Genomic DNA, 13,149 nt, shown 5'->3' on the forward strand with positions numbered 1-13,149 from the left:
CTGTTCAGCTCACCCGTCAGGGGGCTAGCGTGGTGGCACCTTTGCACACGCGGGAGCTCGGAGCACCGGGCTGAGAGGGCGCTGACCGCCGTACGACCGTACGGGAGACGCTGCGCCGACCGCCGAACCTGTTACCGGGTAATGCCGGCGTAGGGAGTAGGTCTCATGACCACATCGGACACACGCACGCCTGCCTCCAATCAGGGCGACGAGGCCGGGAAGTCCATCGGCTGGCACAAGGGATACGTCCAGGGGCCGCGCCCCGACATCCGGGTGCCGGTCCGCCAGGTGCACCTGACCAACGGCGAGGACGTGACGCTGTACGACACGTCCGGGCCGTACACCGACCCGGCCGTCGGGACCGACGTCCGGCGCGGCCTCGCACCGCTCCGGGAGAACTGGATCATCGCCCGCAGCGACACCGAGGAGTACGCGGGCCGCCCCGCCCGTCCCGAGGACGACGGGCTCAAGCACACCTCGCCTCGAGGTGGGCTGCGCAATCTGGACGCGGTGTTCCCCGGCCGTCCGCGCCGCCCGCGGCGGAGCCGGGACGGACGGCCCGTCACCCAGCTCGCGTACGCCCGCGGGGGCGAGATCACCCCGGAGATGGAGTACGTCGCGGTCCGCGAGAACGTGCCGGCGGAGGTGGTGCGCGAGGAGATCGCGGCCGGCCGCGCGGTGCTGCCCGCCAACGTCAACCACCCCGAGACCGAGCCGATGATCATCGGAAAGCGGTTCCTGGTGAAGGTCAATGCCAACATCGGCAACTCCGCGGTGACGTCCTCCATCGAGGAGGAGGTGGACAAGATGACGTGGGCGACCCGGTGGGGTGCGGACACGGTCATGGACCTTTCCACCGGCCGCAACATCCACACCACCCGTGAGTGGGTTCTTCGCAATTCACCCGTACCGATCGGAACCGTCCCCCTCTACCAGGCCCTTGAGAAGGTCGACGGGCGGGCGGAGGAACTGACCTGGGAGATCTACAAGGACACCGTCGTCGAGCAGGCCGAGCAGGGCGTGGACTACATGACGGTGCACGCCGGCGTGCGCCTGCCGTATGTGCCCCTCACCGCCCGGCGCAAGACCGGCATCGTCTCCCGGGGCGGCTCGATCATGGCGGCATGGTGCCTGGCACACCACAAGGAGTCTTTCCTGTACGAGCACTTCGAGGAGCTCTGCGAGATCCTCGCCGCGTACGACGTGACCTACTCCCTGGGCGACGGATTGCGGCCCGGGTCGATCGCGGACGCCAACGACGAGGCGCAGTTCGCCGAGCTGCGCACGCTCGGCGAACTGAACACGGTCGCCAAGCGGTTCGGCGTGCAGACCATGATCGAAGGGCCGGGACACGTCCCGATGCACAAGATCAAGGAGAACATCGACCTTCAGCAGGAGATCTGCGAGGAGGCGCCGTTCTACACGCTCGGCCCGCTGACCACCGACATCGCGCCGGCGTACGACCACATCACCTCGGGCATCGGCGCCGCGATGATCGCCTGGTGGGGGACGGCGATGCTCTGTTACGTGACGCCGAAGGAGCACCTGGGGCTGCCGAACCGGGACGATGTGAAGACCGGGGTCATCACGTACAAGATCGCTGCCCACGCCGCCGACCTGGCCAAGGGCCACCCGGGGGCGCAGGAGTGGGACGACGCGCTGTCGGACGCCCGGTTCGAGTTCCGCTGGGAGGACCAGTTCAACCTGGCGCTCGACCCGGACACGGCACGGGAGTTCCACGACGAGACCCTGCCCGCCGAACCCGCCAAGACGGCGCACTTCTGCTCGATGTGCGGTCCGAAATTCTGTTCGATGAAGATCAGCCACAGCATCACCGAGCAGTTCGGCGGTGCGGCCGGCACCGAGGCGACGGCCGAGGAGATCGCCGAGGGCATGCTCGGCAAGTCGCGTGAATTCGCGGCGGGCGGGAACCGGGTCTATCTGCCGTTGGCCGACTGACCGGCCGCACACGGCTCCGGCGCCTTCCGCCGGAGCCGTGGCGGTCAGTCCAGTTCGTGCTCGGGCCCGCCGAAGTCGGGGCTGGTGAAGTCCGGGCTGCTGTACGTGGGGCGGGGCGCCGCCGCCGGGCCCTCGTCCGGGCCGGCGAAGTCGGGCCTGCTGTAGCCGATCTTGGGGAGGCGGCCCGTCGGGCGGTGCGGGGCGGGGATCGCGGGACCGGCGGCGGGCTCGGCGAGGGCGTCGCGCAGGAAGGGCACGATGCCCCGCTCCAGCAGCGCCTGCCGCCAGGCGTCCTTGGCGCGGGCCACGTCGTCGGGCAGCTGCTCGCGGGCCTCGCGGGCCGACAGGGACGTCGAGCCGTTGCGCAGGGCGGCGATGAGCAGGCCGATGGCGGCGACGAAGATGGCGGCGGCCGTGACGGCGGCGAAGAACCAGCCGGCGTCCACCATGGGACCGGCGAACGCCGGTGGTGGCTCCAGCATCTTCAGGAGGTAGCCGACCAGCAGGAATATGGCCGCCGCCGTGCCCGCCAGCATCGGCGCCAGAACGGTGACGACCGCCCCTATGCCGGCGCCCGACTGGCCGAGGCCGTCCGGTGCTGTGCCGGATGCCGTGTCCCGGGCGGTGGCGCGTGCTTCGTCACGGGCCTTCACGTACTGCTCGTACTCGGCGGCGGCCGTGGCGGTGATCAGGGCGACGGCCGCCAGCGCCATGGTGCGCAGCTGGACGGCGTTGAGGCGTTCCCCTACGGCGGCCAGTTCCGGTCGTTCGTGTGCGTGACGCAGTGCGTCGTCGAGGAGCCGTTCGTACTCGGGCCGGTCCTCGGTCAGCAGGTGCGGAGCGCTGTTCATCTGCATCCCCCGATGCTCCGTCGGGCCTGTATGCCCGCTGGGTCCGGGCAGTTCGGGCGGAAACGGAGGAGAGCCTGCTACTGATAGGCCGATGGTAGAGCGCGCACGGCGCGGGGTGACAGAGGGTTTCCGGAAATAGCCCCTGTACTCGGCGTGGTCAGCTCGGGACGCTTCTTCCCCGCAGAGGGGTCAGTCATGCAGGGGGAGTTGGACGACCAGTAGCTTTCCGGCCATGGTCACCCCGCCGTCCATGGCGATGGCCAGCCCGTCGGCGTACACATGCGGCCCGTCGACCTGCGGCCCGGCACCGTCCTCGCCGTCCTCGGAGCCGACCTCGCCGGTCAGGTACGGGATGGGGCTGTGGCCATGGACGACCCGCCGGCCGCCGTAGGCCGCCATCAGCTCCTGGACGGCCTGGGGGCCCGAGTCGTCGCGGAAGGCGAACCGCTTGGTGAGCTTGCGGAACAGGTCCCAGCACTCGTCGGCGTCGTTGCGCGTGAGGATGGCGTGCACCGTGTCGTTGACGTCCTCGATGGTGGAGCCGTAGTCGAGGTACGCCGTCGTGTCCGAGTGCATCAGGAGGTGCCCGTCCTCCTCGACGACGGCGTCGAGCCGGGACATCCATTGGAGGTGGACGTCCTGAAGGCGCTCCATGTCCGTCTTCTGCCCGCCGTTGAGCAGCCAGGCCGCCTGGAAGGTGGCCGTTCCCGCGCCGGAGTTCACCGGGGTGTCGCCGAACCGCTTGGCCCCGATGAGCAGCAGCTCGTGGTTGCCCATCAAGGCCTTGCAGTATCCGCCGGCGGCCGCGGCCTCGGCGGAGAGCCGCATGACGAGGTCGATGACGCCGATGCCGTCGGGGCCCCGGTCGGTGAAGTCGCCGAGGAACCAGAGGCGCGCGTTGCCCGCCGCCCAGCGGCCTTCGGAGTCGATCAGACCCTGCTCCACGAGGGCCGCGATCAGCTCGTCCAGGTAGCCGTGGACGTCACCGACCACGTAGAGGGGGCCGAGGCCCGGGTCGGCGGCGGGGCGCGGTTCGGGCACGGGCTGCACCTGGGTGGGTTTGTCGACACTGATGACGGGAAGATCGCGCGCCGTCGGGGTGTACCCCTCCGGCGTCTCGCCCTCGGGGAAGGCGTTCCCCGGGTGTGGCGACGCGGGCGGCGCGGGGGACTGCGCATAGGGCGGTACGCGGAAGTCGCGCAACGTCGCCGTCCGCACCACGGGTTCCTGACCGGCCCCCTGTGTCATCGACCCCTCCACACCACCGTCGCGCCGCCGTACACCTGACGGGCCCTGCTGGTCGGGTTGGTCCGCGGTGTCGTGCGCCCATCATAGGAATGCAGATCGTGCTCTGGGACGCACCAGGGGTGGTGAATCCTTCCGCATGCCAGGTTCGTCGGTCGATTGGTCCTAATTGGGATGATCAGTCCCCTGCCGGGGAACGCGGCGCGCTGACCGTGGTGCGGGGCGGGCGGCGTTGTGAGGACGTCCGGACGATGAGCTCCGTCGGCACCACCCGTTCCACCGGACCGTCCTGATCGACGCCCTCGATGGCGTCGATGAGCAGCTGGACGACTGCCGTGCCGATCCTCCGCGGCTTCAGCGAGAGCGTCGTGATGGGCGGCTCGGTCGTCGCGTACACCGTGGATTCGCTGCAGCAGACGAGGAGCAGGTCCTCGGGGACGCGCAGGCCGTAGCGGCGGGCGGCCGCCAGCAGGTCCGTGCCGTTGGGGTCGAAGAGCCCGTAGACGGCGTCGGGGCGGTCCGGGCGGGCCAGCAGCCGGTCGGCGGCCACCGCCCCCGCGCACGGGTCGTGGGCGGGATAGGACTCGTAGACCGGATCCTGCCCCACGCGCTCGCACCAGTGCAGGTAGGCGGTGGTGGAGAGGCGGGTGTACGTGTCGGTGGTGGTGCCGGTGAGCAGTCCGATACGGCGGGCCCCGGCGGCGGCCAGATGGTCCAGGAGGTCGAGCACGGCCGCCCGGTGGTCGTTGTCCACCCAGGCGGTGACGGGCAGCGACCCGGCGGGACGGCCGTCGGAGACGACGGGCAGCCCTTGGCGCACCAGCTCGGAGACGACCGGGTCCTGATCGGACGGATCGATGACGACGGTGCCGTCGAGCGCCACGTTGGACCAGACGTCGTGGCGCGACGTGGCCGGCAGGATGACCAGGGCGTAGCCGCGGGCGAGGGCCGCCGAAGTGGCCGCCCTCGCCATTTCCGCGAAGTACGCGAACTCGGTGAAGGTGAAAGGTTCATCCCCGTACGTCGTCACGGTCAGGCCGATGAGGCCGGACTTGCCGGTACGGAGCGTGCGAGCCGCTGCGGAAGGGCGATAGCCCAGGCGCTCTGCGACCTCGCGGACATGGCGGCGGGTGGCGTCCGGGAGCCTGCCCTTGCCGTTGAGCGCGTCGGAGACGGTCGTGATGGAGACGCCGGCGGCGGCGGCCACATCCCGGATTCCGGCACGTCCCTGCCTGCCGCCGCGCCGGGGGGTCTCCGTCCGGCTCACCTGGTGCTTCCCTGCTGCTGTCATGGCGAGCCGATAGTAGGGGTCGGGCGGGGAATTGGTCCGGTCGCATATTCACGCGTTGACAGGCACGTTTCTGCAAGGCCAAAGAGCGGCAACCACCTTGCGAAACAAGGCTGTTGGCAGTGCCTACCGTCATGTGTCATGCATCCGACCGGATGGACCTGGCGAGGGGGCAAGGTCTCGAGGAGGTCTCAACTCACCTTTTCGAGGGACGCGCGCCACGGAGTGAGCCACCGGCGCGCGCCACCACCGGTCGCGCTCCCCCTCATTCCGGGGTTCACCGGACGAATCCGCTGTCCACCCGTTCGCAGCGGCGCCCAATCCTCATAAGGTGAGCAGTATTGATGTGTACGGATGGTCGAGGAGGACCTGCGGTGAGCCAGACGAGCCCCAAGCTGCGCGCCGAGCTGGACGGCGTTCCCGCCTATGTTCCGGGCAAACCGGCATCGGCGGACGGACCCGCCGCTTTCAAGCTGTCCTCCAACGAGAATCCGTATCCGCCGCTGCCGGGCGTGATGGAGAGCGCCCTCGCGGCCGCTGAGCACTTCAACCGCTACCCGGACATGGCCTGTACCGGTCTGATGAACGAGTTGTCCGACCGTTTCGGTGTGCCCGTCTCGCACCTGGCCACCGGAACCGGCTCGGTCGGCGTGGCCCAGCAACTGCTTCAGGCCACGTCCGGCCCGGGCGACGAGGTGATCTACGCCTGGCGTTCCTTCGAGGCGTACCCGATCATCACGCAGGTCAGCGGCGCGACCTCGGTCAAGGTGCCGCTGACCGACGGCGATGTGCACGACCTGGACGCGATGGCGGACGCGATCACCGACCGGACGCGGCTGATCTTCGTCTGCAACCCGAACAACCCGACCGGCACCGTCGTGCGCAGGGCCGAGCTGGAACGATTCCTCGACCGGGTGCCGAGCGATGTGCTCGTGGTGCTGGACGAGGCGTACAAGGAGTTCATCCGGGACACCGAGGTCCCCGACGGCCTTGAGATCTACCGGGACCGTCCCAACGTGGCGGTGCTGCGGACGTTCTCCAAGGCGTACGGGCTCGCGGGGCTGCGGGTCGGCTTCGCGGTGGCCCATGAGCCGGTGGCGGCCGCGCTGCGCAAGACCGCTGTGCCGTTCGGCGTCAGCCAGCTCGCCCAGGACGCGGCGGTGGCCTCGCTGCGCGCCGAGGACGAGCTGCTGGGCCGGGTCGGCTCGCTGGTGTGCGAGCGGGACCGGGTCTCCGAGGCCCTGGCGCGGCAGGGGTGGACGGTGCCCGTGTCCCAGGCGAACTTCGTCTGGCTGCGGCTGGGCGACCGCACCCTGGACTTCGCGGCGGCCTGCGAGAAGGCCGGTGTGGTGGTCCGGCCGTTCGCCGGCGAGGGTGTGCGTGTGACGATCGGCGAGGGCGAGGCGAACGACCTGTTCCTGAAGGTGACGGAGTCGTTCCGCCAGGAGCTGTAGCCGGCGTCGTCCGGCGGCCGGGCCCCGTATCTCGTGAGGGATGCGGGGCCCTTTCACATGCCCGGAGCGGGCTCGCCGCGTGACAGGGGACCCCGGGCGAAGGGACCGAAAGCGTGTGCGCCATAATTGCTTGTGAATGTGAACGCGTTCACAAGCGTGTCCTGCTTCCTCCCGTGATCCGTTGGATTTCACGGACAAATCGTCGCTGCGGCGGCGGTGACGTAAGGAGAAGACGACGTGGAGCTAGCTCTGGCGCCGGAGACCCTGGCGCGATGGCAGTTCGGTACGACGACCGTCTACCACTTCCTCTTCGTTCCTCTGACGATCTCTCTCGCGGCGCTCACCGCCGGCCTGCAGACCGCCTGGGTGCGGACGAACAAGGAGAAGTACCTCAGAGCGACCAAGTTCTGGGGAAAGCTCTTCCTGATCAACATCGCCATGGGTGTCGTCACCGGCATCGTCCAGGAGTTCCAGTTCGGGATGAACTGGTCCGACTACTCACGGTTCGTCGGTGACATTTTCGGGGCTCCGCTCGCGTTCGAAGCCCTGATCGCGTTCTTCTTCGAGTCCACCTTCATCGGCCTGTGGATCTTCGGCTGGGACAAGCTTCCGAAGAAGATCCACCTCGCCTGCATCTGGATGGTCTCCCTCGGTACCATCCTCTCCGCCTACTTCATCCTGGCGGCCAACTCCTGGATGCAGCACCCGGTCGGCTACCGCATCAACAAGGAACGCGGACGCGCCGAGCTGACCGACTTCTGGCAGGTGCTCACGCAGAACACCGCGCTGACCCAGTTCTTCCACACCATCACGGCCGCCTTCCTGGTCGGTGGCGCGTTCATGGTCGGCATCGCGGCCTTCCACCTGGCCCGCAAGAAGCACATTCCGGTGATGCGGACCTCGCTGCGACTGGGCCTGATCACCGTGGTGATCTCCGGCCTCCTGACCGCCGTCAGTGGTGACCAGCTCGGCAAGGTGATGTTCAAGCAGCAGCCGATGAAGATGGCGGCGGCCGAGGCGCTGTGGGACGGGCAGAACGCCGCGCCCTTCTCGATCTTCGCTTACGGGGACGTCAGCAAGGGCCACAACTCGGTCGAAATCTCGGTCCCCGGGGTGCTGTCCTTCCTCGCCGACGACGACTTCCACTCGTACGTGCCGGGCATCAACGACATCAACAAGGCGGAGCGGGAACGCTTTGGCCCCGGCGACTACCGGCCCAACATCCCCGTCGCCTTCTGGAGCTTCCGGTGGATGATCGGTTTCGGGATGGCCTCGTTCGGTCTCGGCATCCTCGGCCTGTGGCTCACCCGGAAGAAGTTCATGCTGCCCGAGGCGATGCGCACCGGTGAGGACGAGGTGCCGCATCTGGTCCTCTTCAAGACCAAGGCCCTCAGTCCACGCCTCGCCCGGTGCTACTGGATCGTCGCCCTGTGGACCCTGCTCTTCCCGCTGATCGCCAACTCCTGGGGCTGGATCTTCACCGAGATGGGCCGGCAGCCCTGGGTGGTCTACGGCGTGCTCCAGACCCGTGACGCGGTCTCCCCCGGTGTCTCCCAGGGCGAGGTGCTGACCTCGCTGATCGTCTTCACCGTGCTGTACGCGGTGCTCGCCGTCATCGAGGTCCGGCTCCTCCTGAAGTACATCAAGGCCGGACCGCCGGAGCTCACGGAGGACGACCTCAACCCGCCCACCCGGATCGGCGGCGACCACGAAGACGCCGACCGGCCCATGGCCTTCTCCTACTGAGAGCGGGAGCCGAGAAATGGAACTCCACGACGTCTGGTTCGTGCTCATCGCCGTCCTGTGGACCGGCTACTTCTTCCTGGAGGGCTTCGACTTCGGGATCGGCGTCCTCACCAAGCTGCTGGCCCGGGACCGCAAGGAACGCCGGGTGCTGATCAACACCATCGGCCCGGTCTGGGACGGCAACGAGGTCTGGCTGCTCAGCGCCGGCGGAGCGACCTTCGCCGCGTTCCCCGAGTGGTACGCCACGCTGTTCTCCGGCTTCTATCTGCCGCTGCTGCTCATCCTGCTCTGCCTGATCGTGCGCGGCGTCGCCTTCGAGTACCGGGCGAAGCGGCCCGAGGAGAAGTGGCAGACCAACTGGGAGCACGCGATCTTCTGGACCTCGCTGATCCCCGCCGTGCTCTGGGGTGTGGCCTTCGGCAACATCGTGCGCGGCGTGAAGATCGACGCACACATGGAGTACACGGGCAGCGTTCTGGACCTGCTGAACCCCTACGCGCTCCTGGGTGGCCTGGTCACCCTCACCCTCTTCACCTTCCACGGCGCGGTGTTCGCCGGGCTGAAGACGGCCGGTGACATCCGGATGCGGGCGCGCGGGCTGGCTCTGAAGCTGGGCGCTGTCACCGCCGTGCTCGCGCTCGCCTTCCTCATCTGGACCCAGGCCGAGAACGGGGACGGGCGGAGCCTGATCGCGGTGATCGTCGCCGCTGCGGGGCTGGTCGGTGCGATCGCGATGACCGCGGCCGGTCGTGAGGGGTGGTCCTTCGCGCTCTCCGGAGTGGCCATCGCGGCGACGGTCGCCATGTTGTTCCTGACGCTCTTCCCGAACGTCATGCCGTCCTCGCTGAACGACGCCTGGAGCCTCACGGTCACCAACGCCTCGTCCAGCCCGTACACGCTGAAGATCATGACCTGGTGCGCCGGCATCGCCACTCCGGTCGTGCTGCTCTACCAGGGCTGGACGTACTGGGTGTTCCGTAAGCGGATCGGCACCCAGCACATCGCCGAAGCGCACTGACCCAGTGAGTTCCCCGACCGAGCCGAGCCGCAAGGGATGTTTCACGTGAAACCGATCGACCCGCGCCTGCTCCGCCACGCCCGCGCCACCCGCCTGTTCATGGTGGCCGTGGTGGTTCTCGGCCTGGCCGGGGCGGCGCTGGTCATCGCCCAGGCCATGCTCATCGCCGAGATCGTGGTGGGCGGCTTCGAGGACGGCCTGGCGGCGGGCGGGCTGCGTACCCCGCTCCTGCTGCTCGCGGCGGTCGCGGTCGGGCGGGCCCTGGTCGCCTGGCTCACCGAACTGGCCGCCCACCGGGCCGGGGCGGCGGTCAAGTCCGCACTGCGCCGACAGCTGCTCGACCGGGCTGCGGAGCTGGGCCCGGATTGGCTGAGCGGACAGCGCACCGGCTCACTGGTGACGCTGGCCACCCGGGGGATCGACGCCCTGGACGACTACTTCGCCCGGTATCTGCCGCAGTTGGGGCTCGCGGTGGTGGTGCCGGCGGCCGTGCTGGCCAGGGTCGTCACCGAGGACTGGGTATCGGCGGCGATCATCGTGGTCACGCTGCCGCTCATCCCGCTCTTCATGATCCTGATCGGCTGGGCGACCCAGTCGCGCATGGACCGTCAGTGGCGGTTGCTCTCCCGGCTCTCCGGTCACTTCCTCGATGTGGTGGCCGGACTGCCGACGCTCAAGGTGTTCGGCCGGGCCAAGGCCCAGGCCGAGTCGATCCGCAAGATCACCTCGCAGTACCGGCAGGCCACCCTGCGCACCCTGCGGATCGCCTTCCTGTCGTCCTTCGCCCTCGAACTGCTCGCCACCCTCTCGGTGGCTCTTGTCGCGGTCACCATCGGAATGCGGCTGGTGCACGGGGAACTCGACCTCTACACCGGTCTGCTGGTCCTGATCCTCGCGCCCGAGGCCTATCTGCCCATCCGGCAGGTGGGGGCGCAGTTCCATGCGGCAGCCGAGGGCCTTTCAGCGGCGGAGGAGGTCTTCGCGGTCCTGGAGACGGAGCTCCGAACGAGCGGTACGGGGGAGGTGCCCGGCTCGCTGCGGCTGGAGCTGGAAGGGGTGACGGTGCGGCACGGGGGAAGGACCGAGCCTTCGCTCGCCGCCACCTGGCTGACCGTCGAGGAAGGGGAGACGGTCGCCCTGGTCGGCCCTAGCGGCGTCGGCAAGTCCACCCTGCTGAACGTGGTGCTGGGCTTCACCTCCGCCGACGAGGGCCGGGTACGGGTCGGCGGCGCCGATCTGGCGGACGTCTCTCTCGAACGCTGGCGGGAGCACATCGCCTGGGTGCCGCAGCGCCCCCATCTCTTCGCGGGCACCATCGCGGAGAACGTGAGGCTCGCCCGGCCCGCCGCCGACGACAGCGCGGTGACGGCGGCACTGCGCGACGCGGGCGCGTACGAGTTCGTACGAGGGCTTCCGGACGGCGACCGCACGGTGCTCGGTGAGGACGGAGCCGGTCTCTCCGCAGGACAGCGGCAGCGGATCGCGCTTGCCCGGGCCTTCCTCGCCGACCGGCCGGTGCTGCTGCTGGACGAGCCGACCGCGAGCCTGGACGGCGAGACGGAGGCGGGGATCGTCGAGGCCGTACGGAGGCTGGCGGCGGGCCGGACCGTGCTGCTGGTGGTGCACCGGCCGGCGCTGCTGTCGGTCGCGGACCGGGTGGTGACGCTGACGGCCCCGACTGCTTCCGCCCAGGAAGCCGCTGTCGCGCTGCCCGGGCCGGCGAGGGTGCCCGGTTCCGAGCGTGTGCCCGCCGCCGTTCCGCCGACCGATCCGGCGCGCTCAGCCGAGGTGCCCGAGGAGGCCACGCCAGCGGGCAGGCACGTGCTGGCCCGGGTCCGGGACGCCGCCGGCGCCCAACGTGCCCGGTTCGGGCTCGCCCTCCTCCTCGGGAGCCTCGCCCTCGGATCCGCCGTGGGACTCATGGCGGTCTCCGGCTGGCTGATCTCCCGGGCGTCCGAGCAGCCGCCCGTCCTCTATCTGATGGTCGCGGTGACGGCCACCCGTGCCTTCGGGATCGGCCGGGCGGTCTTCCGCTACGCCGAGCGCCTCGTCTCGCACGACGCGGTCCTGCGGATGCTCGCCGAACTGCGCGTCGCCGTGTACCGCAGCCTGGAGCGCATCGCACCCGGCGGCCTGCGCGGCGCCCGGCGCGGGGATCTGCTCTCGCGACTGGTCGCGGACGTGGACGCGCTCCAGGACTACTGGCTGCGGTGGCTGCTCCCCGTCGGTACCGCCGTCCTGGTGGGCGTCGCCTCCGTCGGCTTCACCGGCTGGCTGCTCCCCCAGGCGGGCCTGGTCCTGGCCGTGGGGCTGCTGCTGGCGGGCATCGGGGTCCCGCTCGTCAGCGGTGCCTGTGCCCGCCGTGCGGAACGCCGGCTGGCCCCCGCCCGCGCCGATCTGGCCACCCGGATCACCGATCTGCTGGGCGGGACCGCCGAGCTGACCGTGGCGGGCGCCCTGCCGGGACGTGTGGCCCGCACCCGTGCGGCCGATGCCGTCCTCACTCGTATCGCATCGCGTGCGGCGACCGCGACCGCGCTCGGGGGCGGCCTCACCGCTCTGATCGCGGGTCTCACCGTGGTGGCCGCCGCCCTGGTCGCCCTTCCGGCGGTGGCGGACGGCCGGCTCGCCGGCGTGGAACTCGCCGTCGTCGTCCTCACCCCGCTGGCCGCCTTCGAGGCCGTGACCGGTCTGCCGCTCGCCGCCCAGTACCGGCAGCGGGTCAGGCGGAGCGCGGAGCGCGTCTACGAGGTGCTGGACGCCCCCGTGCCCGTACGGGAGCCCGAAGCATCGGCCGCGACGCCGGTGAGCCCCTTCCCGCTGGAGCTGCGCGGGCTGTCGGCCCGGTACGCGGACACCGCCCGGGACGCGCTCGCCTCCGTGGACCTCACGCTGGAGGCGGGCCGCCGGATCGCCGTCGTGGGGCCGTCCGGGTCGGGCAAGACCACGCTGGCCCAGGTGCTGCTGCGCTTCCTGGACGCGCGGGCGGGCAGCTACCGGATCGGCGGGGTGGATGCCTCGGCGCTGGACGGGGACACCGTGCGGAGGTTCGTCGGGCTGTGCGCCCAGGACGCCCACATCTTCGACAGCTCGCTCCGGGAGAACCTGCGGCTCGCCCGCCCCACCGCGACCGAGCCCGAACTGCGCGACGCCCTGGCGCGGGCCCGCCTGCTCGACTGGGCGGACGCACTGCCGGACGGGCTGGACACTCTCGTCGGGGAGCACGGCGCCCGCCTCTCCGGAGGGCAGCGCCAGCGGCTCGCCCTGGCCCGGGCCCTGCTCGCCGACTTCCCGGTCCTCGTGCTGGACGAACCCGCCGAGCACCTGGACCTGCCGACGGCGGACGCCCTGACGGTGGACCTGCTGGCGGCGACCCTGGGGCGTACGACGGTTCTGATCACGCACCGGCTCGCCGGTCTCGACGCAGTGGACGAGGTGGTCGTCCTGGAGGCGGGCTCGATCGTGCAGCGGGGCCCGTACGACGTGCTGGCCTCGGTCGACGGGCCGCTGCGCCGGATGCTGGCGCGGGAACGGCGCTCCGGGCAGCCGGGAGCGGCTGTGGTGGCCCGTGCTCAGGCCTTTTCGTGA

At 70.2% G+C, this 13,149-nt stretch carries 8 protein-coding genes and 1 riboswitch; of the genes, 5 read left to right on the top strand and 3 right to left on the bottom strand.

What is annotated here, in order from left to right; all coding sequences use genetic code 11:
- The first annotated feature begins 39 nt into the window (after nt 1-39).
- A riboswitch (TPP riboswitch) is annotated at nt 40-173 on the top strand.
- The gene (gene thiC / locus ACFZAT_RS25355) at nt 166-1,959 is read left to right on the top strand and encodes a phosphomethylpyrimidine synthase ThiC (RefSeq protein WP_391267437.1); all 1,794 of its coding nucleotides are present in this window, start codon (nt 166-168) and stop codon (nt 1,957-1,959) included. (Overlaps the previous riboswitch by 8 nt.)
- Nucleotides 1,960-2,003: 44 nt before the next feature.
- Here thiC and ACFZAT_RS25360 read toward each other — a convergent pair whose 3' ends face one another.
- The 3 genes from ACFZAT_RS25360 to ACFZAT_RS25370 all read right to left on the bottom strand — a co-directional run bounded on the left by ACFZAT_RS25360 (nt 2,004) and on the right by ACFZAT_RS25370 (nt 5,346).
- Nucleotides 2,004-2,816 carry a hypothetical protein gene (locus tag ACFZAT_RS25360; RefSeq protein WP_391267438.1) on the bottom strand — a complete coding sequence of 271 codons (813 nt, stop codon included), beginning with the start codon at nt 2,814-2,816 and terminating at the stop codon, nt 2,004-2,006.
- Nucleotides 2,817-2,999: 183 nt separating this feature from the next.
- On the bottom strand, nt 3,000-4,058 hold the full coding sequence (locus ACFZAT_RS25365; protein ID WP_391267439.1) for a metallophosphoesterase: 1,059 nt from the start codon (nt 4,056-4,058) through the stop codon (nt 3,000-3,002).
- Nucleotides 4,059-4,233: 175 nt separating this feature from the next.
- Nucleotides 4,234-5,346, bottom strand: coding sequence for a LacI family DNA-binding transcriptional regulator (locus ACFZAT_RS25370; RefSeq protein ID WP_026171354.1), 1,113 nt, complete (start codon nt 5,344-5,346; stop codon nt 4,234-4,236).
- Between the two features lie 371 nt (nt 5,347-5,717).
- On the opposite strand from ACFZAT_RS25370, the gene hisC reads away from it, so the two are divergent.
- From hisC to cydD, 4 genes are all read left to right on the top strand, one after another.
- Nucleotides 5,718-6,797 (top strand): histidinol-phosphate transaminase, encoded by a 1,080-nt coding sequence (hisC, locus tag ACFZAT_RS25375; RefSeq protein WP_391267442.1) that lies wholly within the window; start codon nt 5,718-5,720, stop codon nt 6,795-6,797.
- A gap of 237 nt (nt 6,798-7,034) precedes the next feature.
- A complete protein-coding gene (locus ACFZAT_RS25380; RefSeq protein ID WP_391267444.1) occupies nt 7,035-8,543 on the top strand; it encodes a cytochrome ubiquinol oxidase subunit I in 1,509 nt (502 codons plus the stop codon).
- Nucleotides 8,544-8,559: 16 nt separating this feature from the next.
- On the top strand, nt 8,560-9,561 hold the full coding sequence (gene cydB, locus ACFZAT_RS25385; RefSeq protein WP_391267446.1) for a cytochrome d ubiquinol oxidase subunit II: 1,002 nt from the start codon (nt 8,560-8,562) through the stop codon (nt 9,559-9,561).
- A 45-nt stretch (nt 9,562-9,606) separates the two neighbouring features.
- Nucleotides 9,607-13,149, top strand: coding sequence for a thiol reductant ABC exporter subunit CydD (cydD, locus tag ACFZAT_RS25390; protein WP_391267448.1), 3,543 nt, complete (start codon nt 9,607-9,609; stop codon nt 13,147-13,149).

Source organism: Streptomyces sp. NPDC008163 (assembly GCF_042956885.1).
In the GTDB taxonomy this organism is placed as follows: domain Bacteria; phylum Actinomycetota; class Actinomycetes; order Streptomycetales; family Streptomycetaceae; genus Streptomyces; species Streptomyces drozdowiczii_A.